Genomic DNA, 25,404 nt, shown 5'->3' on the forward strand with positions numbered 1-25,404 from the left:
TCAGCTGCTTCTGGCCTCGCCCGGGGAGCCACTCGGCGGCACTGTCAGAGGAGCCGAATACGGTCCAGTGACGTCCATATCCAGTAGGAGAGACCGTGGCTCTCGACGCCGTTGAGGCGATCCGCCAGCTTCAAGACCGCAGTTCCGCCAAGCGCCGCTCAGCCGCGAAGCGACTTCGAAAACTGGGCGACTCATATGCCAGCCCTGCCCTGCTCGAAGCCCTGAAGAACGAGGTGGGAGATCCGCGGACCTGGGAAACCCAGTACCAGATGACGATGGCGCTCGGCACATGCGGCTCCCCCTCCGACCTTCCCTACCTGCGAGATCTCGTCCTTCAGCGCGAAACTCTCCATGCGGTTCACACTGCCGGTGGCGACGCCATCGTCCGGCTGAGCTACATGGAGCACTCACATACTGAGGCGATTCGATGGTGTCTGAGCACCGGCAACGAGACTCTTGTAGGCGGAGCGTTGCAGGCCGTGGCCATGCTCGGCCTTGCCCTGGATGAGCAAACCGTGACCGACATCCTCGACTTCATCGAGGCTAGGCCTCCACAGGATGGGATTTACTTCTGGCCCACTATTGCCGCGGCCGGCTGGACAGGGCAGCGAGTGCACGGTTTCCTCACCTCCTGCCTCTCCAGCCCCCGATCCGATGTCGCCGAAGCCGCCACGAACTCCCTTGCCGGGAACTACGGCACTCACCGACCCTTGTAGGCCGACCCGCACCCCGGGTTCGAGCCCCCCCCCGGCGCGGAGCTGGGCGACGGCGGCGTGTACTTGGTGGGCGCAGGCGGCCCCGATCCGCACCCGCGACGGCGGCCGGCCGTTGCGCTCGGTGTGCCAGGAGCCGATCGGATCAATCCGTGACGGGCAGACACTCGGCGAGCAGGGCGACGATGTCACGCCAGGCTCGCTGTGCGTGCCGCGGGTGGTGGCCGACGCCGGGAGGCGTGGTGTGGTCGACCGGTGGGTGGTGGAATCCGTGAAGGGCTCCTCCGTAGACCACGAGGCGCCAGTCGACGCCCGCGGCCTGCATCTCAGCAGTGAACGCCTCCCGCTGCGCGGGCGGCATGATCGGGTCTTCCGACCCGACCCCGGCCCATACCGGGCAGCGGATGCGTGCCGCCTCACCCGGTCGGCCCGTGGTCATCGCGTTGACTGTCCCGATCGCGCGCAGGTCGACGCCGTCGCGACCGAGTTCCAGTGCGACCGCGCCCCCGGTGCCGTAGCCGATGGCGGCGGTCCGGTCGGGGTCGGCCCGTGGTTCGGCACGCAACACGTCGAGCGCGGCATGACCGATTCCCCGCATGCGGTCGGGATCGGCGAGCAGCGGCATGCAACGGGCCAGCATTTCCTCCGGGTCTTCCAGATAGCGTCCGCCGTGGAGGTCGAAGGCCAGCGCCACGTACCCCAGCTCGGCCAGATCCTCGGCCCGTCGACGCTCGACATCGCTGAGCCCCATCCCCTCGGGGCCGATCAGGACTGCGGGCCGGCGCTCGACACCGGCCGGGAGCGCGAGGTGTCCGACCATCGTCAGGCTGTCGGCCGGGTATTCGACCGTACGGGTTGTGACCGTCGTCATGCGACTGGACGGTAATGACCGTTTCGCCGGCTCGGGCTGGTGTTCACCGATGGCAGACAGCAGTCTGTCTCGCGCGTCGGTCCGTGTGCATCAGGTGGGGATGTCCTTGGGTTCACCGGGAACGCAGGGGTGGGCTGCGGCGACCCGGCGGGCTTCGGCCGTGACCTCAGCATCGATCTGAGCTACTGCCTCGTCGCCGCCGTGTTCGAGGAAGGCGTACTCGTCATCGAGTTCGGCGAGCCGTGCTGTCAGGGGCAGCTCATGCCCATAGCGCTGGTTGATCCGGAAGGTGAGCTCCCAGGGTTTCAGCTCGCCGGCCAGCATGCGTCGTGCGAGCGCTCGCGCGGCGGCTTCTTGGCCGGCCTCGCTGGAGACTGGATGGAAGGTGAGGCCGAGTTCGTCAAGTGCTGGGGGAATCAAGTCGTGGACGTCGTAGTCCGCCTCGGCGCGGGTGCAGGCGGCGAGGATGCGAAGACCGGGGGCATCGAGTCCCGCGACGAGCGCATCACAGGCGGCCTTGACGACATCGCTCGCACTGATCTCCCCCACACTCCAGAGAGCGGCATGGTCCTGTAGAGCGATTGCAGCTGCTTCGGTCGACGTCACTCGCCCATGATTGCCTACAGGGTGCGTCCCGGTCGCACAGGTTTCATCAAAGTTGCTGTTCAGCGGCCTGGTGCAGCCACCACCGACGGCTAGGCTAACCCGGCCCGTCCCCGCCGAAGCCGACACACGAGAGCGGCGACACCAGTGGCAGCCTGGATGACAGCGCCGACCAGCTGTCCATCGTCCGGGCCGTTCAGCAGCCAGATCAACGGCGTGGACACGATTCCAGCCACCGCGATCACGATCACCGCGGCCTTCACAGCGCCCGACAGGCTTCGCCCACCTCTCCCCTCTCCGCGGCGTACCCCACTGGTAGCAGGAATGCGCGGTTCCATCCGGACTGTGCTCGCAGTTCGACGTTCACCAGCTCCCACCCTGTGGCCTCAGTTCAGTCACACAGGCGGGGTTCGATCCCGAACGCTCTCTCCGCCTCGTGCTGACGGGTCTGCCACGAAGCAGCCGGATCCGAGGCGAGGGCGACGAGAGCGAGCCCTCCGAATCCATGGAACCCGGATAAGCTCCCCATGTCCGGAGTCCAGCAACCAGCGTGACGGGCATTCAGGGGGAACCATGACGAACACGGATCTATCACCCACTCCCAGCACCACCCCGCCCGCCCCCGCACCGTCGGCCCACCCCGAGACGTACGACGCCCCCACCCGGACCGCCCTCGAGCACATCGACCGCCACGCCGTCCGCGTCGTAGCCGACCACCGCCCCGAGCGCACCCGCACCGGATACGCCCAGGACTGGAAATGCTGGACCCGCTTCTGCACCGAAAGCGGCGTCCCGCTCCTCGCCCTCACCCCCGGCACCCTCACCGCATACGTCGAGTGGCTCTGGACCCAGCCCGGCTGGAAGGCCGGCACGCACCTCGCCCCGTCCACCATCGACCGACGCCTTTCCGGCACCGTCGTCTCCGCCCGCGAAGAACACGGCGTGAAACCCGAACCAGGCGTGGCCCGCCTCGCCCGCGCCCGACTCGCCCAGCTCGTCAAGCAGATGGAGAAGGACGGCGAACAGCGCGGCCGCGGCCCGGCTGCCCCGCTCCTTGTCGACCACCTCACCGCGATCAGCGCCGCCTGCCCCGACAACCTCATGGGCATTCGCGACCGCGCCCTGGTCCTCATGCACTTCGCCGTCGCCGGCCGCGAACACGAACTTGCCGCCACCCGCGTACGCGACTACACGGCAACCCCCGCCGGCATCCAGGCCGACCTGCGCGTCTCCAAGATCCGCCCCCGCACCGTCCCGGTCCCGTACGGCTCCCGCCCCTCCATCTGCCCGGTCCGCGCCTGGACCGCGTGGAAGGAAGCCGCAGGCCTCGACTCCGACCCGGACTCCCCCGCCTGGCGCCGCCTGCACTCCCGCTGGCACACCGTCATGAACGGCGGCCTGCAGCCCGAATCCGTCGGCGACGTCATCACGCGGGCCGGCGCCCGCGCCGGAATCGACATCCGCTTCACCGGCCATAGCCCCCGCCGCGGCCTGGCCACCTCGTCCCGCCTCAAGGGCCACGACCAGATCGCCATCGCCAGACAGGGCGGCTGGGCTCCTCACTCCAAGGTCCTCGCTGGCTACCTCGAGGTCGTCGATCAGTGGGAAGACAACGCCCTCATTGGAGTGCTGTAGGCGGCCAACCGCTTCAGGACGGACTTGCCCATGAGGACGGCTCCGGAGATTACCGATATTCCAGAGCCATGCAGTCCTGACGTTGCCGCTGTGTCAAAGACGCAGAGCCCTCATCGACATCACTGTCGATGAGGGCTCTGCGTGCGTACGTTCTTCAGGGATTTGCATCCTCAGCCACCGCCGGGCCGTGAGGGCTGGCGCGGTCAGGGCGCCGAAAAGGCGCTGCGAGGAGCGGCCGGCTGAAAATCATGCACTATCTGGGCCGAATGGGGCATAGGTTTGATAGTCGTCCGCCGGCAGCTGACCGTCCACGAACCTCAGATTTGCTCTGGCTTGCAGGTAAGGCTTACTCCAGACTGAAAGCCCGAAGTATGGCGTACATTCCGTCGGATCCGCTTCGCGGACTCGACGGAACCCCTGGTAAATATATCTGGTCCTATCGGCCAAGCTCATCGGAGTAACCCATAGAAGCGGTGAGATCCCATCGGCCTGAAGCGGCCGCTCGCCCAGGATGCAGCTTCCACCGACAGCGATCGCCCCGATATGAGCCACGCCTTGGTCGATCAGGACAGCACCTTCAAGGTCTCGATCCGCGGGTGGATTTTCGCCGACCCAGTCCATGAGGCCGGCGAGGAATGACCTAGTGCCAAGATTGGGGACATGTGGATCCGTCTCCTCGGGCGGCATCACATCGATAACCCTGCCGCAGGCGTATCTACCATCCGCAAGAGGGACGGGCCAGAATTGCCCCGCCTTCAGGCGTCTGTTCGATTTCGGTAGAAACGGGTACTTCATTCCATCTCCTAAGTGGCATGGTCCAAATCAGGCGTTAGTCGACACACTGGCGGTAGTGCGGGAGAAGACTCTCACTCCCGCACAACCTCTGCCGTGGCCCCCTCAAAGGCCTGTTCGATGGACCGACGACTGTCGATCTCGACCTCAACAGCCCGGCCGTGTCGGTGGACATCTCCGCCCTGCGCGCCCGGGGCACGGACACCCTCTCCGCAGGCAGAGGGCAGGGCCGGCGGGGCAGTCGGCGGTCCTTCCGGTCCAGGCTCGGGTGAGCTGGCCGAGGTTGTCGTAGGTGAAGCACTGGCGATCCACCAGCGGCGGCGACTGCTGTGTGGCGCCGGGCCGGATGTCGGGCTGGGTGTCGGGTTGCCGACGGTGTCGTAGGTGTAGGTGAGGGAGGACGAGAGGTTGGACTGGGAGAGCGGATCGCGGGTTTCGCGGTGGCTCTTGGCCTTGGTGACCCGGCCGGTGTGGGTGTCAGTGGAACTGGTGGTCCACACGCGTGGCTTTGTTGGTGAGTTGGTTCTCACCCACGCAGCCCGGTGCTGGCGTACACCAGAGCGGGCACCGAATGCCGTCTGTCGGTCCCGGCGCCTGCATACGCGCCGAGTCATGACGAAGCCCCGGACCATGCGGTCCGGGGCCAACAGCCAGCCGCGCCGGGCTAACTTGGGTTCAGCAGCTGTGGGCGCTGAGGTGTTTGGTCCTCCACCCTTCGTCCGCCTTGACCCCTGTCCCGGAGTTCAGGCAGAGGCTCATGCCGGTACAGCATGGGCTCCGGATGCGGCACGCTCCGATCGCGATGCACCGCAACTTGCGAGGGTCTTGATCCGCTGACAGTGCGTCAACAGCCGTCACCCATGCAGAACCCCTGCCAGGACGCGACTGGTCCAACCCACTATCTCAGAGCCGCCCCAATGATCTTGATCTGCTGATCAATGGCCGCAACACACGGACTGCTATTCCGTTCATCCTCCAAGGTGACGCGGCCTGTGAGCTGCGACATCAGAACGGACTCGTAGCAAGATGAGAGAATCTCCATCGCGTCATCGGCGGATGCCGAGCGAGGGGGAGCCTCAAAAAGTCGCACTAGTGCCATAAAGAAAGGCCCCACAGCTGGCCTGAGTGCCACGTTCGGTAGCTCGTCGCATTTCGCAAGAAAATTCTGGGCAAATTCGTAATCCAAATGCCAATCTGCCGGTCGATCGTGGCGAAAGTGCAGGGTGGATTCAATCAGGGCGGCACGACTGGGAGGGAAGAACTCGTCGAGCGGCAGGCCGAGCAACGGAATCATCGCCTCGATGGCGTCAAATGCGATGTTTGCCAGTTCTGCAGACTCCAAGCGCTCAAGGCTTTGCGTATAGGAATCCATCTTTTGGTCCCAGAGTTCCATCTCTTCCCTACCCTCAGCGCCACGGATGCGGCCACACGTTAAGACCGCACCCGCTAGTTTACCTACATGAACCCGAATGGATTCTTTCCGGGGTTATCGCTTTCGTTCCCATAGCTGAACCCCGGGATAATCGCTTGCCCTTCCCCTGCAATTCTGGCGTTCAGGTCCGCAGGCAGGGCGGGATGAGGCAATTATGCCGTCGCCTGCGTCCTCTGCTTCATCTATTGCGTTGAAGAGAATCTGTTCGGCGTCGCTGTGTACTTGTGGCGTTAGATCAGTTTCATATACTCGCCTGTAGCCAAGTTTTTGGCGAGGGCCCGCAGCTTCATATTCGTTCCGTTATTTGCCACGGAGTAGACAAGCTCGCCGCCAAGCTGACCTGTCGCCACCGTTGTGCCTTTGTCTGCTCGTGTTCCGACGCCGAATGTATCGTGAAGCGCCTTGGCATCATCAAGTAGCTGTTGAGGAGAGACTGTGGCGCTCACGTGCGTTGAGAGCGTCCAGCATTCCGGTGGAGACGACGATGCGGCCGTGCTCGCCGGGCAGGTCGTACGCCTCGGCCGCGCAGTCGTGGACCACCTCACGGTTACCGGGGAGGCAACTGGCCTCGAGCGAGGCTGCGGCCAGGGCCCGTCTGCGCTGGCTGCCTGCTGCAGCGTCGTCCGTTGACGTTGCCGTCACCGTTGCCGTCAAACCTGAAGATGCCCCTTTCCTCAGTACATCGAGGAAAGGGGCATCTTCGTTCTATAGGTGGAGTTCAGTATTCAAAGCTAGATCATCTGTAATCAGGTCCGGCCATGGATTACCTATAGATTGTCGAGTTTATGCTTGACTACCTGACCGCTGACGATGTTTTCCAATGCCTCGAGGTTACCTGCCTTAGCTGTTAGACCCTCAAGCCATGCGTCTGTAGAGATCCAGTCTAGAGGAAGTCTGGCCTTTGGCCATCTGGCAGCAAGATCCTCGGCGAGTGCGATGCCAGCTTCAACCAGGTCACCTCTGTCAGCTACCGCAGCAATGAGGATGCTATCCTCCATCTCCAGTACGGCTGGAGGAAGTCCTTTCTCCTGGCGAGTCGAGCAGGCCGAGTGATATTCCCTCACGATCTCGTCTAGCGAAGGCGGCTCATTGAGGGAGAGTCGGCACTGTGCGTTCAGGGCGCTGACCGCATCCTGGAACTCATTTTCGTGACGAGTGAAGAGCACAGTTTCCGGCTGCCCCGAGGAGCGCTCCAGGCGGTGCCCCAAGGTTAGGGAGATCACTGGAAATTCCCGGGTCAGCGCATGCACGTGTGTGGTCGGAGTGTACCCGTCTCCAGAGGTCGAGCGGTCAAGGCAAATGCCCTGTAGGACCGGCCCAATCCGCCGCAGTAGATGCATCGGACGCCAGGCGTTGAACTCGGGGAACGCTGAGACCCAGTCCGACGTTACACGCCGTGCCGTTGCGGGGCCCGACTTTGTCACGGATTCACCTCGATCGTGAGCCACGCTCCCGGAACGTGGTTGGCGTTCAGATTGGCCTGTCGCTGACGGATTCCCCGTCCTGGATTCAAAAGGAACTTGTAGTCATAGATGATCCCCGCTGCCGGATCATAGACGTCTGGGCGGGCACTTCCTGCAGTCCCATGTGGCACGACAGCCCCATTCAGATAGCTCTGCTCCGTAACCAGGCCACGTGACCCGTAGATCCCTTGGTAGCGGGTCAGCAGTTTATCGGCGTACGCATGCTTCCTGGTGCCAGGGACTGCGCCACTTCCACCGATCTTAGCCTCAGCTCGCGTTGCGATGGCCTGTATGAGCTGCAGGTTGGACGGGTTAGTGGAACCGTTGCATGTACAAGGCTGACCATTAGGGGCTACTCCCCCACCGCAGTTGTGAACCAGGACCGGCATCGTGCCAGCCAGCACATAGTACGTGTGGAGGTCAGCGACGGTCAGGTTGTAGGTCTCGTTGACGGCCCTGTACGTACGGGTCTGAACGACGGCGGCGGCTTTTCCTTCGTTGGTGCGAAGGGTTGTTCCTGCCTTGAGGTCGCCAGCGTCCTTCCATATGCGGTCTGATTCGGACCAGAAGGGGTGGTGCTCTGTTGTGGTGATTATCTTGATGCCGTCGTCTGTCTGGATGCTGACGTCGGCGTAGTTTTTGTCGTCCTTGGTGTAGATGGTGGCTGTGACGTTCTTGCTTGCTGTTTCGCCAGTCTCGGGGTCGGTGGCGAGGACTTCGTCATCGGTGGTCAGCTCTTCGATGGGCTTGCTAGTGCCATCGGCCATGAGGACGAGGGTGCCGGGAGTGAAACTGTTACATGGCTTGAGCTTGGAGATTATTTTACCGGCTCCGGCAGCTACCACCGGGAGCGCGGCGGCTCCTGCGGCCTGTGTGGCGGCGCCCCAAACGAAGGCTTCTGCTTCGGCTTTGAGGATTCCTGTAGTGCTGTGGTCAGCGTCCTCGTCCATCCAGTTAGCTGCTGCTGCACCGGCAGCCGCAGCTACACCTGCGCAGCCAGCCATTATCGCGAATCCGGCGCCTCCTGTGGCGACACCTGTTGCGATAGCGGTTCCCCCGCAGGCCACTCCTGCTGCGACCTCAACGGTGAACGAGACGATTGCTACCTTGTTTTCGTTCCAGAAGTCCTTGGTGGCCTTCCAGCCCTTTTTCAGGTTGCACTTGGAGAAGAAACTGCAGTTCTTTCCCTTGTTCTTTGAGTTCCCGTCATTTCCCTTCGCTGAGGGCGGCGTGTAGCTGTCGTCGAGCTGCCGGTCGTCACTGCCGCCGCCGGAGCCGCCGGTGACGTCATGGTCAATTTCGTCGAGGCTTCCTCCATTTGCAGTGCAGTTCCCGTGGTAGGCGCAGTTGTCGTCCTTGAGGCCGGTCGGGTCTGATCCCGAGATGGGGTTCGCGTGGGCGTAGGTGTACCCGTTCATCTGGAGTGGGTCGGTGATGTCGATGATGGGGTCGACGGAGATGAACCGGCCGGTTGAAGGGTCGTATTCGCGGGCCCCGATGTGGGTGAGGCCGGTGGTGTTGTCGTCGGTGCCGACGCCGAGGAAGGTGTGGCTGCCGGGCCAGTCGGAGGGCTGGGCGCCGCGGGGGTTTCCGTACGGGTCGGACCTGCGCCTGGTGACCGGCTGCCTGTCTGTTTGTTCGACGCTGGTGGTGGCGGTGTTGTGGTGGTCGGTGAGGAGCTGGGACAGGCTGTGGCCGGTGGTTTTGCCGTTGGTGCGGCGGACGGTGGTGGGGGCGCCAGGGCTGCTGTAGTAGCGGACGGCGTCGATGGCCTGGCCAGCCTTGTTGACGGTGACCTCGGTTTCGCCCAGGTAGAGGGTGCGGGCGCTGCCGGTTTCCTCGATGACGCGGTTGCCTGAGGCGTCGTAGAGATAGGAGGTGGTGTTGCCGAAGCTCCACTGCTGGGCGGCAGAGCCGCTGACGCAGGTGTAGATGTGGAGGTCGTTTCCTTCGGCGGGATTGTCGTTGGGGACGGTGAGGCAGGCGTTCGCCTTGGCGTTGTACAGGGTCTTGTCTGCCCCCCGGTATTCGAACTTCTGGTCGTCCGAGTCGTTGCAGGTGACGAGGTAGGCCCTGCCGTTCTTGGCAGTGAGGCATTTGCCGAGGGCCTGGACGGTGTTGCCGGTCAGACGCCACTGCTGAGGCTTGGTCTCGCTGCAGGTCAGCAGCTGGACGGGGGTGTCGTCGGCGGTCTGCCCGTCCTGGACGTCGAGGCACTTGTCGGCGAGGCCGGTGACGGCGACGGCACCGATACCAGGGCTGGTGGCGGACTGGAGTGTGTTGCGGCGGTCCCAGGACAGGGTCTGGGTGTCGCCGCCGATGGTGCGGGTCTTGGTGTTGCCGGCCTGGTCGTATCCGTAGGTGGACAGGGAGTCGACCGTTGAGCCGGGGGTTCTGGTGGTCTTGGTGACCTTGGTCAGGGCGTGGGGCTGCTTCTTCAGCGACGGCTGGGGGCCGCCCATGTCCACGCCGTAGGCGTAGCTGGTTACGTCGTCGTAGGCGCTGTTGGTGAGGTCGTGTTCGGTGAGCTTGGTGCGGTTACCGATCGAGTCGAACTCGTAGTCCTGCCAGTAGGCATCACCCGTTATGCCGGAACCCACCTCGGAGAGGGCAGGGCCGGCGGGGCTGGTGGGGCAGCCGGCGGTCTTTCCGGTCCAGGCTCGGGTGAGCTGGCCGAGGTTGTCGTAGGTGAAGCACTGGCGGTCCACCAGCGGCGGCGACTGCTGCGTGGCGCCGGGGCGGGTGTCGGGCTGGGTGTCGGTGATGGACGTCGGGTTGCCGGCGGAGTCGTAGGTGTAGGTGAGGGAGGACAGGAGGTTGGACTGGGAGACCGGATCGCGGGTTTCGCGGTGGCTCTCGGCCTTGGTGACCCGGCCGGTATGGGGGTCGGTGGTGTTGGTGGTCCACACCCGGTTGGGCGCGTTGCCGGTGGCGGTGCGCAGGACTTCACCGAAGGGGCTGTAGATGGTGTCGGCGGTGTACCAGGACAGCCCCGACATGGTCTGCACCAGGCCGTCGCTGTTGTAGCGGGTGATCAGCTTCTCGGCGGCGAGACCGCCGGCGGTTGCCGGGAGGGTCGTGGACTGGACCTTGCCGGTGGGCGTGTAGGTGGTGCTGTACGTGTAGGTGCCGGCCAGGCCCTTGGTGGTCTGCTTGGTGGGCAGGTCCGGGACGGTGATCTTCGACCCGGTGGGCCGGTACTCGCTGTCGTAGCCGGTGACCTCGCTCGTGTACGAGCCTTCGCCCCAGTTCCGGGTGGCGGAGACGGGCAGGCCCTTGGCACCGGGCAGGGTGTCGTAGGCCCAGGAGGCGACGATCGCCCCGGTGTCAGGGTTGTCGTCACGCAGTTCGGTCTTGCGGCCCAGCGCGTCGTACTTCGTGAACTGGGCGCGGCCGTAGGCGTTGGCCGTCGAGAGCTGCTGGTCGAGGTTGTTGTAGGTGAACGTCGACGTGCCCATGTCCGGGTCCGTGGATGAGGTCATCCGGCCCCGAGCGTCGTAGACGTAGGTCCAGTTGTTCTTCGCCGCGTCAGTGACCTGGGAGAGCTGGCCACGTTCGTCGTAGCTGTAGGCCGTCTTGACGGCCGCAGGATTCGGATCCTTGGCCGGGTCCACATCCGCAGCGGCCGTTGAGGTGTAGTGCTCGACCGCTGTTGTACGGCCCAGAGCATCCGTGGACGTCTTGACCGCGCGGCTGCCGGGCAGCGGGGTCGCCCCAGTGGGCGACATGGCGCTGCGCGTCAGGGTCCAGTCGCCGCCGTACTGGGTGATCGTGGACTGCTTCGGGTTGCCCCTCTCCACCGCCGTCGTGCGTACGGCGCGGCCGAGGCCGTCGTAGGCGGTCTGGGTGGAGTTATGCACCTCGGTCATCGACAGGGGAACGAAGAGCTCGGTGCTCAGGCCGCCTTCAGCGAGGTAACCATTATTGGTCTGGGCGACGGTCCCGTTCGCGGAGTAGAGGGTGTCGGTGACGATGCGGACGCCACCCGCGCCCTCGGTCTGCGTCTGGCGCGGGCGCAGCAGCCCGTCGTAGATCGCGATCGACTTGCTGTAGGTGCCATCGTCCTTCAGTGCACGGCTGATGACGGCTGGCGTCTTCTTCTCCTCGATCTGGTATTCGAAGGTGTAGGCGGGCTTGTCGGAGGGCTTCTGCGACGGGGTGCGGACCTCTGTGGTGCGGCCGAGCTCGTCGTAGGCGGTGGTGACCTTCCGCCCGTTTGAGTCAGTCGTCTCCAGGACGCTGCCGCGGGCGGGATCCACCCGGGTGCTCGCCGTGTGCCCGAGAGCGTTGGTCGCAGTGATCGTGAACGGGGGGCCGGACGGGGGGCTGAATGCGGTGGCAGACGAGTTGCCGAGCGCGTCGTACTTCTTGACCGTCCGGCCGAGCGCGTCGAATTCGCTGCGCCCAGAGGTGGTCCAGCCGGTGCCCGCGGCGTCGAGGCTGTCGGCCTGATAGGGCAGGCCCTTGGTGGGGGCGGTACCGAAGGCGTTGACGGCGTCGAAGGACGTGCGGGTCGCACTCAGGAGGGTTCCAGCCGCGATCCCGGCGTCCGTGCAGTCCCCGGTAGTCTCCCGCTCCTCTGCCTTGAGGCCGATCAGGTAGCTGGTCGTGTTGTGGACGTAGGTGGGCTTCCTGCAGGACTGCTTGACCGTGGTCCAGCCGGTGCCGTTGTTCTCCCGGAAAGCGGTCTGCGCGGTCTTGAGCAGGCCGTACGTCCCCTCGAGCACGTTGGTCGTACGCACCATGCGGGACTTGCCACCGCTGACAGCCTGGATCGCGTCCGTGTGCTCGATGCCGTTGCGGTAGGCCTCGACCTGACGGGTGGCGTCGTCGATTCGGGGGCGCTGGGCGGTCTTCAGGCTTGAGGGCCAGGTCAGGGTCCTGCTGTCGACGCTTCCGCCGGCCTTGGTGTAGGAGATGCTCTCCGCGGCCTGGCCCTGGTACTGCGGCAGGTCCTCGCCGAGCTCCTCCGCCCCGGTGGAGTCCTTGACAGTGACCCTGGCGGCGGGGGTGGACAGGCCGCGGAAGAAGCGGGTGCGGCTCTGCGACTGCTCGGTCGCGGTGGGCGTGCCCGTGTTCTCCGTCTTGCCGGTGGTGGTCAGAACGCTGCCGTAGCCGCGCCACTCGCTGTAGGTGCGCAGCTCTGGTCTGCCGAGCTCGTCGTCCGCCTGCGCCCAGGCAGCGCCGCCTTCATAGCTGTAGCTGGTGGTGACGTCAGGCCGCTGTGCTACGCGGTCCTTCTCTTCCACCTTCGTCACGACGTACTTGTTGAACACCTCAGTCGGTGTCTTCTCGGGGGCTGCGTCCGGATCTGCGGACCAGCGGACAGGGAAACAGCGGCTTGTGTTCTTCGCCGGATCGGGGACGGTCGTGCCCAGAGCGCAGGGGGCGGAGTAGGTGACGTGGATGTCACCGCCGGTCTCGGTGAGGATCGTCTCCACCCGGAGCCGGTCGAAGTCCGGAGTCGGATCGGGCTTGCCGGTTACCGGGTCGTTGGCTTTGGCGACACGATTGGGCATGTCGACTGCGTTGGCCTTGAAGGAAACCGGGGGCAGTTGCTTGCCGTTGGTGCTGTCCTCGGGGCCGTAGGCGGTGCGGGTGATGGACTCCAGCCACAGCGGGGGGCTGGTGTCGGTGCGGTGCGTGGGCAGTGACTGCTTCAGCGTCCACTGGTCGACCTTGGTGAGGCCCGTGGACCCCTCCTTGCGCTGACCGTAGGTGCTGACGGAGTCCAGGCGCATGCGCGACCAGAACGTCGGCGAGGCGACGTAGCAGTTCGCCGCGTCCATCTTGCAGTTCAGGGCACTGGGGGTGTCCCACCACCCGAGTGCGCTCTTGGACCCGAACTGGGAGTCGTCACAGTTGGTGTCCTTGTCAGGGAAGCACCGTTGCGCTGTGCTGAACCCGACCCGGCCGGCGGGGGCGCCGGCGAGGTTGTCGGCGCGCAGGCCGTAGAGGATACGGATCGGGTAGCCGCCGCGGATGTATCCGACCTTGGCGCGGTCCTTCTCCCCGTACTTCTCGTTCTTGGCGTAGCGGTTCTCTTCCTTCTTCCAGTCGATGACCATGGCGTTGCCGTGGATGTCCTCGACGTAGTCGAGGTTCCAGCGCCAGGCCTGGGTGCAGGAGGAGTTCGCGTAGGCGGCCTGGTAGCAGGGCTCGCCGGGGTGGTTGCCGAAGACCGGGACGGTGAACACCGAGTCGGTGACGGTCAGCGGTGTGTCGTCGCCGTGGGTGCCGACGCTGTGGCGGCCGTAGTGGTAGCGCGTGCCGTCACGGGTGGTGACGACCCAGTACTCGCCGTCCTTCGCCCCGTTGCCGGCGCCGGTCTTGAGTTCGATCCGTGACCCGTCGTCGGAGGCGGGCACCCACTTTCCGCTGGCGGCGTCGTGGACGAGTTCGGTCGTCGAGCCGCCCGTGGAGAGCATGACGCTGTCACCGGACCAGCACAGGTCGCCCTTCTTCTTGTCGGTGGTGTTGTCGTTGTTCGGCTTGCCCGCGGCCGTGGCTTTCACATCGTCCGAGCAGGTGCGGTAGCGCCGCTCGATGAAGCCCGGGTTGTAGTCCCAACCGTCACCGACCCAGGAAGCCTGGCCGTTGGTCACCGACGTCTTGCCGTCCACCATCTGGGACGAGTACGAGAACGCGATCGACGGGGTGGGACCGGCCGGAGCTGGAGGCACCGTCAGCGGATACGTCCAGGAGAACCCGCCTCCGCTGCCGCCGGCCGTCCACTTGCCGGACGGGGACAGCGAGGTGGCCTTGTACGTGCCGCCAGCTCCCGACGCACCGTCGGAGGCAACCAGCACCGCCGGCCCGCTGCCGGCCGACATGGTGGTCATGCCCTGAACGGTCGCGGGAGCCGGAACGATGGTGGCGATGGCCCTCTTCTCGCCCGGAACGTTGGAGCTGGGAACGTCCTGGGAGACGGCACACTCAGGCGCAGTCGGAGTGTCGAGGAAGCAGGCGGGGAACTGGCGCAGCTTCAGGCGTGAGGACCACTGCGTGCCGTACAGGTCCTCGAACTTCGAGTAGTCCAGCGCGACGTCGACCGGATTTACTGCGTCGGCCGGAGGCGTGATCGTGATGATCGCACCGTCAATGCCTGCGGCCTCCGTCTTGGCGCGGTCCGAAACCGCTGCAGACCAGGTCCCTGACGGAGGAGTACCCGTGTCCTTGACCTTGCCGATGCTGACCGGCAGCGCACCGACCTGGGTGAACTCAACCCCGGAGGTAGCCGTCAGCGGCACGCTCTCGAAGCCGCCGGCGGGTGTCGCCACATAGGTCGGCTTGTAGGCCTCGAGCGGCGTTGGTGCCGCACCGTCCCAGCCGACCAGTTGGGCGGAGGCAGTCTTGTTGAGCTCTGCCTTCTCGTTGTCTTGAAGGTTGGGCAGGGTGACGCCTGAGCGGTCGCCTGGTGGCGCGGCCCAGGCTTGGACGGGAAGTAGAGATGCGACCAGCATCACGGAAAGCGTGATGCCGGTGCGCCCGGCGAGGCGCGCGCGTTTCGCACGCGCCTTTCTGGTTCCGGGCAGGCGGAAATTGTTCGCCGAGAACGGCGACATGTGGACCCCCCACGCTCTGCCGCCGCGGGCCGAAGGCGCACGGCCGGCAGGAAACTGACAATTAGCCAGCTGATTGTGCCGCCGAAACCACAGAAAACCTACGGTTCCGATATTCGGTGTGGTCTTTATCACTTTACTCGCTGCGTAGGGTGGGGCAATCAGTGCAAACCGTGGAGAACTGGCTGGTCAGAGCGTGGACGCCGGATCCGGCATGTCACTGGGATGGTTCATGCTCAACTGGCACCCGTGTGCGCGGAATCGCGTACGGGAGCGGGCTTTTCACGTCTTCCGGCCAGCGGCCGAAACTATTTGTGAGTACCGAGGGCTGCTCTAGCTGTATGCCCGAGGGGGGAGAAGTACGCCTGTGTCTGTCAGTGAATCCGTGGAAGAAAGCCCACCAACAGAAGCCTCTGAAAGAGAAGTTGCCGTTGTCCCGGCAGCGCGGTGGTTCAAACGGCGCCGGACACTGGGCGCCCTCGCCGTCCTTCTCGCAGTAGCCGTCGCTGTCCCGGTGGGCGTACATGTCATCGGCGGCGGGAAGCCGCAGGCCCGTCCGGGCGAGAAGGCCCCCGTGGCTGAGCGGGAGGCGCGGCGTCTGGCCGAGGAGTCCGGCAAGGAGGTCGAGGTCACCGCCGCGCGCAGCGCGAACACCACGACGTGGGCCCGACCTGACGGAACGTTCCGCAAGCAGATCTTCAGCGCGGCCTTCCGCGCCAAGGTCGACGGCCAGTGGAAGCCGATCGACACCACCCTGCACCGGGTGGAAGGCGGCTATGCGGCCAAGGCCGTCAACGGCCGCGTCGTCTTCAGCGCCGGAACGAAAAAGCAGGCCACCGGCGGCGGGGAGCGCTCCTCACGCTCCGTCACCCGGGTGGCGCTGAAGCAGGATGTGCCCGGTGAGGTGTGGACCGAGCTGGTCCGGCTGAACACCGATGGCCACGAGATGGTGGTCAGCTGGCCGGGCACCTTGCCGGAGCCGCTCATCGACGGGCCGCGCGCCCTGTACGAGAACGTGCGCCCGGGCATCGACCTGGTGATGACGGCTCAGGACGGCGGCTACTCGCACCTGCTGGTCGTGAAGGACAAGCAGGCCGCAGCCGACCCCCTGCTCGCCGAGCTGAAGTACCGTCTCGCATCCCCAGACCTGGCTTTCCAGCTCGATGCCGAGTCGGGCGCGGTCAGCGCCCGTGACGCGGCAGGTGAGGAAGTGGCCGGATCGCCCTCACCGCTGATGTGGGACTCCAGCGGCAAGGTCGCCACCACCGACGACGAGCCGGCCTGGAAGCCGAGCGAGGCTGCCACCAACCACCCGACGCTGGGGCTGGCCGGACTGGCGGGTGCCGAAGGCGCCCGGCTGAAGGTCGCCAAGGCTGCCCTGGCCGACAACACACTCTCTCTGACCCCGGACGGCTCCTGGCTCAACGCCGCGGACACGGCGTACCCGGTCTTCATCGACCCCTCGTTCAAGGGCCACAAGCGCTCCTGGACCCTGCTCTACAAGACCGAGGGCAACTCCAGCTTCTACAACGGGCAGAACTACAACGCGAGCGGCACGAACGAGGCCCGCGTCGGATACGAGTCCACCACCGGTGGCACATCCCGTTCCATCTTCAACTTCGACTTCGGCAGCGAACTCCACGGCACCGTCATCAACACAGCCACCGTCCGGGCGCTGCAGACCTACTCGTGGTCCTGCTCCCAGAAGGCGATGGACATCTACTCGACGCCGTACATCACCTCGTCGAGCACGTGGAACAACACGACCGACTACTGGAACCGCAAGGTCGCAACCGAGTACGCCGGGTACGGCTACAACAGCTCCTGCCCGGACAACTGGATCGCCACCGACATCAAGGGCATCGTCTCCGAGGCCGCGACCAACCGCTGGGGCGCCCTCTCCCTGGGCTTCGCCGCGCCGAACGAGTCGGACTCGTACTACTGGAAGAAGCTCATCGCCAACGGTGAGACCGCCCCGTACATCGAGATCACCTACAACACCCCGCCCGACACCCCCGTCGCGGCGAACATGCAGACGTTCCCCGGCGGCCCGTGCCTGACCACCAGCCCCGGCACCAGCATCGGCAAAACCAACGTCACCTTCCAGGTCAAGGGCACCGACCGCGACAGCAACCTCAAGCAGATCCGCGTCGAAGTCTCGGACGCAGCGACCGGGCAGCTCGTCTACCACGAATGGCTCGACGTCAACAGTGACGGGGTGATCAACAAGGAGATCCCCTGGGACTACTTCACGTCCGGCAAGAAGTACTACTGGCTCGCCAAGACCGTCGACTGGGACGGCGCGGCATCTCCCGGCAGCGGGCCCATGGACTCCGGAGGCGGCGGCTGGTGCACCTTCACCGTCGACCACACCGTCCCGCCCAACCCCACCGTCAGCTCGAAGGACTTCCCGGCACCCGGCCCCAACTACTCCGACTGGAGCGTGAAGGAAGCCAGTACACCCGGCCAGGCGATCAACATCAGCGGCAACGGCGCCAATGCCACGGACATCCGCGAGTACCAGTGGAGCCTGAACCGCCCCACCTACGACCAGAAGGCCGTCCCCTCCAGCGGTGACCAGGCCACCATCAGCCTCCAGGTCGACATCTCCGGCCCCAACGTCCTCTACGCCCGCACCGTCAACAAAGCCGGCAACATCTCCACCGCCACCGAATACCCCTTCTACGTCCGCCCTCGTACCGGCCTCGACACGCCCGGTGACGTCACGGGCGACGGACACCCCGACATCCTCGCCATCGACAAGGACGGCAACCTGCGCACCTACGCAGGCGATGCCACCGGCGACACCGACGCCTTCATCCCCGGCGCGGTCAGGGACGGCGTTCCCGTGGAACCCGGCTACTGGAAGGCCCCGGCGGGCGGAATGCCCGCGCTCATCGGACACTCCACCGACTGGTTCCCCGGCGACGGCCTCACCGACCTCATCGCCCGCATGCCCGACGGGAAGATGTACGTCTACCCGGGCACCGGCACCGGCCAGTTCGACGTCGGCCGCCGCATGGAAATCCTGCTGCCCGCAGGCGCCCCCGACCCGTCGAGGCTGACACAGATCGTGGTCACCGAAGACGTCACCGGGGACGGGCTGCCCGAGATGTTCGCGCTCGTGGACGACGGCGCAACGTTCTGGGCGTTCACCGGCTACACCGGAGCCAGCTTCACCAGCATCAAGAAGGTCGGCTACACCGGATGGGCCAAGCGTGACCTCGTCGGAATCCGCGACATCTCCGGCGACGGGACCCCCGACCTGATCTTCCGCGACGACTCCATGCCCAGCCGCGGCCTCGCCCTGCGCAAGGGCAAGCCGGACCCCAACGGAGGCCTGGACATCGACTCCCTCGCCACGGCAGCCGCGTCCAACGGCGGCGTGGACATCACCTACGCCACCACCTACTGGAGCCGAGCCGAACTCCCCAAGGTCCTCGGTACACCCGACGCGAACGGAGACGGCATCCCCGACATCTGGACCGTGAGCGCCAACGGAAACCAGTACCTGTTCCCGGGCACGGCCACTTCGATGCCCGGCATGCCTTCCGGCGTCGACGAAGACAGCTGGAACACCTTCCTCACCATCGGATAGCACACACGAGACAAAGAGCCGGCGCTCGGCGGGGAACCTCCCCGCCGGGCGCCGGCCGTTGAAGCTGAAGCCACGGGCCCGTCTGGTCCGGTGGCGCGGCCCAAGGACTATTCGTCGTCGTCCTCCGGCTCGGATTCCCTGACGAACCACAGGTCGAGGGTGTACTGCTCAGCAGCGGGGCACTGCTCCCAGGACTCGCCGATCCGCTCCGGGCTCCATTGCTCCTCGGCGGCACGCCGGATGGACGTGGCGTGGTAGGCGGCTGTTGCCGTTCGCCCGGTCCAGGCGGCGTGGCCCTCGTAGACGCCGGGGCGCGGCAGATTCATCTCTCCAGCCGGCCCGTAGGTGAGCTGGTTGACGACGAGCAGCCCGGTCTCCGACTCCAAGGACACCGCAGTGGTGCCTTCGGCTTCTGCCGGGGGCTCCTGCGGGGTGTCCCAGATCCTGAGGGTGACGCGTACCTCGATGTCGCTCTGGAGGCTGTGGAGGTAGAGGTGGTAGCCGTTTCCGGCTACCACCCGGGTCCTCGACTCCAGCAGCGCATCGTCGTCGCCGAGGTAGGCGTCGGAGTCGTACACCTCCACGATCCCGCGATCCGGTTGGGCCATGGTGCTGTACTCGGCGATGAGAGGCATGGGTGGTCTCCGTCGTTGGTCAGGGGTTGATCTTCACGTAGAAGGCGTCACCGTCGAGGACGCGGTTCAGGGTGAACATGTCGTTGAGACGATTGCCGCCCGTCTCGTTGTCGGTTCCCTCGATGAGCCGGGCGGAGAATCGTTTGCCCGGGGCGGCAGCGCCTTCCTTGGTCGAGGCGAAGGGGTACTCATCGCATTGGAGCTTCGTCCCGCTGTAGTCCCCCCAGACGTCGTTGCACGTGGCGATCGCGTTCTTGCGGTTCTTCTTCTGCTCGGCCTTGTCGACGAGGCGGTGCAGGGGTTCGGTGGCTCCGGGCACGGTCTTGCCGGCCCAGGAGGGGAAGGTGCGCTCGGGAAGCTGCTGGGCGTCGAGGATGTGCCGGGCGCTCTGGTCGACGGCAGGGTCCTTGAGACTCATCACGAGTTCGACACGGGCTTCGGTGAACACGGTGCCCTTGTGCTTGCCGGCGGTCGGCCCGGCGTAGTCGAAACGCACGCTGGAGTAGGCCATGACGGGATCCGTCCAGGGCACTGCGGTGGGTGAGGACACCCGCATGTCCAGGCTGATCATCCCGGAGACGATCTGAGTGTTGACCGGATCGAGCTTCCCGGTGTCGGGCGAGGTGTAGTTGAGCTGCCAGAACGGTTTGGCAGTCCACTGCGCGATGTTCTCGCTGCGGGTGGTGACGGCCGGTTTGGCCATCTGAGGGTTGGGGCCGCTGGCCGAGGCATTGATCGTATGGCTGAAGTTCTGCTCGATCATCCACGTCGTGGGGTTCTCACCGGCGACGGCTTTGGTGCGGATGTTCTCGATGCTGCTGGTGTAGTCGACACGGCGGGATCCGTCGTAGGAGAAGCCGAGGATCCACAGGTCGAACCAGAGTTCGCCTTTCAGGCGGCGCTTGTCGTCCACGAGCTTGAGGTACACGGGCTGGTGGACGCACGTCTCGAAGCGGCTTGACCCAGCCCTGCGCATGTTCGCCTCCGGGCGCACGGCGCACTCCGTGCGCAGGTCCTTCTCCTGCTGCACGACTGCGGCCCTGGCGGTCAGACCGACGAGCAGAATCGTTTCTGCGTTGACTGGACCGGCTGTTCCGAGGCCGGCTGCAAGCATGAGCACGGTGGACAGGATCACCGTCGCGGTGCGGCGCCGACGAGGTCGGCCGGGCAGGGGCGGCCGAACGTCAGGCACGAATGGCTCCTCGGCTATGGGCGGAGCGGCGGTGGTCAGGATCGGCACAGCTGCCCCCAGCAGGCGTCGCGGAGTCGGCCGGTGCCGGCCGAGTAGGTGGCACGGAAGCCTGGAAGGTCAGACCGCGCCAAGGCCTACGACGACCTGGCCGAGGCGATCACGGGCGCGCAGCGGGACCTGAACAGCGCCCTGGACTACGCCCGCGGCCGCGACCTGAAGGTCGACAACAGCGGCCGGGTCCAGCTGTCCCACCCCGTCATGGTGCCGCAGGGCAGTACCGAGCACCTCGAACCGGCCAACCACGCACAGGGGATCATCGCCGACGCCCTGCGCAAGGCCACCCAGGCCGACACAAACACAGCGCGCACCCTGCGCACGATCGAGGGCCTGACCGCCGTCTCCGACCCGAAGCTGGCCGAGGAGGCCCTGACGCCCGGGTCCCCGCTCGCCGTCGCCCTGGCTCTGGCGGGCGGTACGGACGACCCCCTGAGCGGCTGCGGTCAGGCCGGGGGCGACCGGGGCCCGAAACCGTTGACGCCGATGCCGAGCCAGGTACCGGCCGGTCCCGAATACGCGACGGTCGACGACGTGGTCGCCGCCCTGGCCAAGGGCGGCTTCGACTGCAAGGTGACGGTGCGCAACGTGGACGCGTACGGGTCGAACGCCACCTGCGAGGTGCAGCACCGCGGAGCGACCGTCTCCAACCAGATCTCGCTGCTGAGCACGGCCCGCTTCAGCAGGGACGAGGTCGGCGACGGCATCGCGGTGGCGCGCCGGACGTACGGCCAGACCATCGTCGCCGCCGGCAACTGGTTCATCTGGGTGCGGCTCGCGGTCTACGCCCACGGCATGGCCGCGGCGCTGCCGGGTTCCGTGGTTCTGGAGCCACTCGGGGATCCGGCGCAGGGGGCAGGCCGGGCGGGACCGTAGCGGTCGGATCACCGGCCGCTGCCTGCCCCAGCCGTGTCCTGGGACCACCAGCCGTACGTCCGGCGCGCCACCGCGATGCCATCGCTGACGTCGTCGACGGAGAACGGACCGGTCTCGGCGCAATCGCCGAGCGACCGGCGCCGCCGAGACCCGGTTCAGCCTCCGAGGCGGTGTGCAAGGTAGAGGAGATCTGCCAGGTACAGCACCCGTCCCTCGAATCCCGGGAGCGGGACGTGCAGAGGCACGGTCCAATGGGCGGGGATTGCGTCCAGCCCGTAGTACGCGCCCGCAAGTCCTCCGGTCACCGCAGCGACGGTGTCCGTGTCACCGCCGAGGTCGATCGCCAGGCGTATCGCGTCCTCGAAGCTGTGCGTGGTACGCAGGGCCCAGACGGCGGAGCCCAGACAGGGCCAGACGGCGCCGTTGAACTCGGTCGCCTGATCGGGGTGCCAGTCGGGCGCGAGGACCGTGGCGTAGCGATCGCGGTGGTCGGGATGGACCAGGGCCAAGATGTCCGGGAGCGCGGAGAGGGGGTCAGTGTCCTGGAGCGTGACACGGATGAGTTCGTGGAAGATCGCGGTGCCCTCCCAGGCCGCGCGGTCGCCGTGGGTGAGGGCGGCGATGCGGCGGGCCGCGTCCATGGTGGCTTCCTGGCCGACGGACGCGAAGTGGACCGCGGAGGTCGATGCCCGCATCAAGGAGCCATTTCCCGCTGCTCGCTGATTGACCTGGAAATGGACCACGGCGGCGAGGTCCCAGGGCATGCCGTTGGTCAGGACGTCTTCGGTCTGCAAGCCGATGTCCTTGGGTTCTGATGCCGCCCACCGCTGGAAGCGCGCGAAGATGTCCGGCAGGTCCAGTCCGCCCCGCTCCAGAAGGGACTCGGCGACCAGGACGGCCATCTGCGTGTCGTCAGTGGCCTCGCCGGGATCCCAGCCACCGCCTCCGCACATCTCACCACCGGCACCGGGCGCGGGAAACCGCGCGGAGAACGCTCCCTGAGGCCCGAACTCGAAGGGGCCGCCCAGGGCGTCACCCACCGCCGAGCCGACTACCGCGCCGGCGACCCGCTGAATCCGCTTCATTCGCTCAGGCTATCCGTGCCCCGACCACCAGCGCGCGGCACTATTCCTCTGCAGCTCACCGAACCATCGGCAGCGAACCGTCTCTGCGCCGCGCATCGCCCCCTGGGACCGTCCCCGCGTGCGCGGGGAAGCAGCGCGATAGGTCCGCTCCTCGCGACCGACGCGGGGGACCGTCCCCGCGTGCGCGGGGAGCAGGCTTTGTGACCTGGGACTCTAGCCGGGCTGCAGACTGTTTCCGAGCACTTCCATGGAATCCGGCATTCCAGATAAATCCCTCAGGCGGGACACCACGAGTGAGCAAGGCCCGCGTCCCGGACCGCACAACACTCAAGACCACTGTCCATCTACGCTGCCGAGCGCCATCCTGAAGCACCCACCCTTCCTGCACGGCTTCCGCCCCACCGACGCCACCATTTGGCAGCCCGTCGGCAGGAACGGGACCGGCACCACCGGCCGGACCGGCGCCGGGGACCACCGGCCATGAACACATCCGAAGACGCAGCCATTTGCTTCGGCCCCGAAGCACATCCGCTGCTGGGCCGCCTGGTCCGCGACATCGCTTCCGGCACCGAGGGGCGGCTGATGGCCGTCGTCCTCGAGGAAGTCGCCACCCACTCGGGCCCGCGGTGGACCCGCCGCGCCTACGTCCGCCCCGCAGTCGGCGGCATCGAGCTCGCGACCGCCGTGGCCAACGTCCGGCCCGACGCTGCCGCCTGAGTCGTTCCGCACGCGGGAGGACGAGCGCCGAACCCCCGCAGTGCAGAGCCCACTGCCGCCCAACCCCTCCCCCGGAGGCATCGAGTACGACCGTTCCCCCCTCGCCGCCCTGACCGGCTCCACCGTGCTCGTCACCGGCGGCGCGGGGCTCATCGGCTCCCGCATCACCGCCCGGCTGCGCGCGCTCGGCGCCCGCCCCATCTCCCTGTGCAGCATGGACGCGTACCCCGCGCACGTGTACGCCGACTTCTTCGACGTCGACCCCACCGACCCCGACGTGGTCACCGGCGACATCCGCGACGCGCCGCTCGTCCGCAAGCTCGTCGCGGAGTGCGACTACGTCGTCCACGCGGCGGCCCTCGCGGACGTTGCGGCCTGCACCCGCGAGCCACTCGCCGCCATCGACACCAACATCGCCGGCACCCAGGCGGTCCTGGACACCGTCGCCGCCAGTACCCGGATCCGCCGTCTGGTGTTCGTGTCGTCGGCCAGCGTCTACGGCGACGGCAGCCCCGAGGAGGCCCACAGCCAGGAGCTGCTGACCATGCGCCAGCTGCTGGAGGCCGTCCATGGACGCATCCCGCCCCAGTTCCGCGAGGACGACCGCATGCGGCCGGTGTCGGTGTACGGGAACACCAAGGCCTGGGGCGAGGAGCAGACCGCGCTCGTCCTGGGCCAGGCGGGCGTCTCGTACGGCATCGTCCGGTACTTCTCCGTCTACGGGGAGCCGCAGACCGTCAAGCCGAACAGCCACTCGTGGGTGGTGGCCTGGTTCGCCGCCCGCGCCGCCCTCGGGCTGCCTCTGCACCTGAACGGGGGCGGCCGCCAGGTCCGCGACCTCACCCACGTCGACGACATCGCCGAAGGCACGCTGCGCGCCCTGACCAGCCCCCGGGCGCACACCGAGACCCTCAACATCGGTACCGGCGTGGGCACCAGCATCCGCGACGTCGCCGAGCTGGTCCGCGCCCACTATCCCGACACGCCGCTGCTGGAGACGCCGCTGCCGGCCGGGGACCCGCTCGGCGGGTACGCCTCGACCCGCCGGATGGAGAACGTACTGGGCTGGAAGCCGCGGGTGGCCATCGCCGACGGGGTGGCCCGTTACGTGGAGTGGCTCCGGAACACCCCGCACGCCGCACCATCCTGGCTGGCGGCGCAGGCGCAGGCCACCGCCACGCAGGCCTAGATGACGGGAGGCCTGCCCAGCGCGGCCATCCGTACGACGGTCCGCCACCGCATCGGCCTGCGGGGTCCGGCATCGACCCGCACCCCTTCGGCGAACCCGCCGAACCAGGCGCGCAGCCCGGCCGCCGATCGCGTCCGGGCGACGGTCAGCAGGGTCCAGACGCCGAGGTAGACGGGGACGAGGGGTGCGGGCAGATGGCGCTTGGCGAGCCAGACCCGGTTGCGGGCGGTCATCCGGTAGTAGACCGCGTGCCGGGCGGGCGAGGTCTTGGGGTGCTGGAGCACGAGTGCGGGCTCGTAGAGGATCTCCCACCCGGCGTCGAGCGCCCGCCAGGCGAGGTCGGTCTCCTCATGGGTGAAGAAGAACGCGTCGGGCCAGCCGCCCGTCTGCTCCAGCATCGGCATCGACAGGGCATGGCCGCCGCCGAGGAACGTGGTGACCAGTCCGCGCCTCATCGGGTCCTTCGCCCGCAGCCGCGGAATGTGCCGCCGCTGCGTTTCGCCCGTCTCGTCGGCGATCCGGAAGCTGACGATGCCCAGCCGCCCCGCCCCGGCCTCGTAGAGGTCGGCGATCCGCCGCACGACACCGGCGTCGACGAGCAGCCCGTCGTCGTCCAGATCCACCAGTACGTCGACGTCCCCGAACTCCCGCAGCCGCCGCCAGGCGACGTTGCGGCCGCCCGAGACGCCGAGGTTCTCGTCGAGCTCCACCCCGACCACACCGTCCGGCAGACCGGGCAGCGCGCATCCATTTCCGACCACGACGATCCGTACGGCGGCCTCGTCCTGCTTGGCCACCGAATCCAGCAGGGCCCGCAGCTCGGGCATCCGGTCGCCCATCGTCAGTACGGCCACGCCCACGCGCGGTCGGGTCACACCCATCACGTCCTTCCCACCACCAGGTAAACGGCGAGCGTACCGCCGCCCCGCCCGCTCCCGGCCCAGCCGAGAGGCCCACCCCATGCCCCGAACACCGACACAGCCACAG

Annotated in this window: 16 protein-coding genes; 6 read left to right on the top strand and 10 right to left on the bottom strand. The window is 66.7% G+C overall.

Annotated elements, in window-relative coordinates; translation table 11 throughout:
* Window positions 1–95: 95 nt before the first annotated feature.
* Window positions 96–716, top strand: coding sequence for a HEAT repeat domain-containing protein (locus ACIGFK_RS34080; RefSeq protein WP_400054931.1), 621 nt, complete (start codon window positions 96–98; stop codon window positions 714–716).
* A gap of 142 nt (window positions 717–858) precedes the next feature.
* Here the strand turns inward: ACIGFK_RS34080 and ACIGFK_RS34085 are convergent, their stop codons facing one another.
* Window positions 859–1,584: a dienelactone hydrolase family protein gene (locus tag ACIGFK_RS34085; protein WP_400054932.1), complete on the bottom strand. Its 726-nt coding sequence runs from the start codon at window positions 1,582–1,584 to the stop codon at window positions 859–861.
* A gap of 90 nt (window positions 1,585–1,674) precedes the next feature.
* The gene (locus tag ACIGFK_RS34090; protein WP_400054934.1) at window positions 1,675–2,190 is read right to left on the bottom strand and encodes a hypothetical protein; all 516 of its coding nucleotides are present in this window, start codon (window positions 2,188–2,190) and stop codon (window positions 1,675–1,677) included.
* A 570-nt stretch (window positions 2,191–2,760) separates the two neighbouring features.
* On the opposite strand from ACIGFK_RS34090, the gene ACIGFK_RS34095 reads away from it, so the two are divergent.
* Window positions 2,761–3,822: an integrase gene (locus ACIGFK_RS34095; protein ID WP_400054936.1), complete on the top strand. Its 1,062-nt coding sequence runs from the start codon at window positions 2,761–2,763 to the stop codon at window positions 3,820–3,822.
* 1,690 nt (window positions 3,823–5,512) lie between these two features.
* Here the strand turns inward: ACIGFK_RS34095 and ACIGFK_RS34100 are convergent.
* The 4 genes from ACIGFK_RS34100 to ACIGFK_RS34115 form a co-directional block, all read right to left on the bottom strand.
* A complete protein-coding gene (locus ACIGFK_RS34100; RefSeq protein WP_400054938.1) occupies window positions 5,513–6,007 on the bottom strand; it encodes a hypothetical protein in 495 nt (164 codons plus the stop codon).
* A 450-nt stretch (window positions 6,008–6,457) separates the two neighbouring features.
* The gene (locus ACIGFK_RS34105; RefSeq protein ID WP_400054940.1) at window positions 6,458–6,688 is read right to left on the bottom strand and encodes a hypothetical protein; all 231 of its coding nucleotides are present in this window, start codon (window positions 6,686–6,688) and stop codon (window positions 6,458–6,460) included.
* A 125-nt stretch (window positions 6,689–6,813) separates the two neighbouring features.
* Entirely contained in the window at window positions 6,814–7,296 is a 483-nt protein-coding gene (locus ACIGFK_RS34110) for a hypothetical protein (RefSeq protein ID WP_400054942.1), read from the bottom strand.
* Between the two features lie 170 nt (window positions 7,297–7,466).
* Window positions 7,467–15,074, bottom strand: a complete 7,608-nt coding sequence (locus ACIGFK_RS34115) for a polymorphic toxin-type HINT domain-containing protein (protein ID WP_400054944.1) — start codon at window positions 15,072–15,074, stop codon at window positions 7,467–7,469.
* 571 nt (window positions 15,075–15,645) lie between these two features.
* Here ACIGFK_RS34115 and ACIGFK_RS34120 point away from each other — a divergent pair.
* The gene (locus tag ACIGFK_RS34120) at window positions 15,646–18,669 is read left to right on the top strand and encodes a DNRLRE domain-containing protein (protein WP_400054946.1); all 3,024 of its coding nucleotides are present in this window, start codon (window positions 15,646–15,648) and stop codon (window positions 18,667–18,669) included.
* A gap of 107 nt (window positions 18,670–18,776) precedes the next feature.
* Here the strand turns inward: ACIGFK_RS34120 and ACIGFK_RS34125 are convergent, their stop codons facing one another.
* Both ACIGFK_RS34125 and ACIGFK_RS34130 read right to left on the bottom strand, forming a co-directional pair.
* Window positions 18,777–19,304, bottom strand: coding sequence for a hypothetical protein (locus ACIGFK_RS34125; RefSeq protein WP_376659042.1), 528 nt, complete (start codon window positions 19,302–19,304; stop codon window positions 18,777–18,779).
* Between the two features lie 19 nt (window positions 19,305–19,323).
* On the bottom strand, window positions 19,324–20,496 hold the full coding sequence (locus ACIGFK_RS34130; RefSeq protein WP_400054948.1) for a NucA/NucB deoxyribonuclease domain-containing protein: 1,173 nt from the start codon (window positions 20,494–20,496) through the stop codon (window positions 19,324–19,326).
* A 96-nt stretch (window positions 20,497–20,592) separates the two neighbouring features.
* Between ACIGFK_RS34130 and ACIGFK_RS34135 the strand changes: the two genes are divergently transcribed.
* A complete protein-coding gene (locus ACIGFK_RS34135) occupies window positions 20,593–21,426 on the top strand; it encodes a hypothetical protein (RefSeq protein ID WP_400054950.1) in 834 nt (277 codons plus the stop codon).
* A gap of 155 nt (window positions 21,427–21,581) precedes the next feature.
* Here ACIGFK_RS34135 and ACIGFK_RS34140 read toward each other — a convergent pair whose 3' ends face one another.
* Complete coding sequence (locus ACIGFK_RS34140; RefSeq protein WP_400054951.1) at window positions 21,582–22,511, bottom strand: ADP-ribosylglycohydrolase family protein; 930 nt, start codon at window positions 22,509–22,511, stop codon at window positions 21,582–21,584.
* Window positions 22,512–22,991: 480 nt separating this feature from the next.
* Between ACIGFK_RS34140 and ACIGFK_RS34145 the strand changes: the two genes are divergently transcribed.
* Together ACIGFK_RS34145 and ACIGFK_RS34150 are read left to right on the top strand one after the other, a co-directional pair.
* Entirely contained in the window at window positions 22,992–23,228 is a 237-nt protein-coding gene (locus ACIGFK_RS34145) for a hypothetical protein (protein WP_376659039.1), read from the top strand.
* Window positions 23,229–23,268: 40 nt separating this feature from the next.
* Window positions 23,269–24,417, top strand: coding sequence for an NAD-dependent epimerase/dehydratase family protein (locus ACIGFK_RS34150; protein WP_400054953.1), 1,149 nt, complete (start codon window positions 23,269–23,271; stop codon window positions 24,415–24,417).
* On the opposite strand, the gene ACIGFK_RS34155 is transcribed toward ACIGFK_RS34150, so the two are convergent.
* The gene (locus tag ACIGFK_RS34155) at window positions 24,414–25,298 is read right to left on the bottom strand and encodes a glycosyltransferase family 2 protein (RefSeq protein ID WP_400054955.1); all 885 of its coding nucleotides are present in this window, start codon (window positions 25,296–25,298) and stop codon (window positions 24,414–24,416) included. The two genes, ACIGFK_RS34150 and ACIGFK_RS34155, sit on opposite strands and share 4 nt — an antisense overlap.
* Window positions 25,299–25,404 lie beyond the last annotated feature (106 nt).

The sequence above is a fragment of the Streptomyces sp. NPDC085524 genome, from assembly GCF_044541755.1.
In the GTDB taxonomy this organism is placed as follows: Bacteria; Actinomycetota; Actinomycetes; order Streptomycetales; family Streptomycetaceae; genus Streptomyces.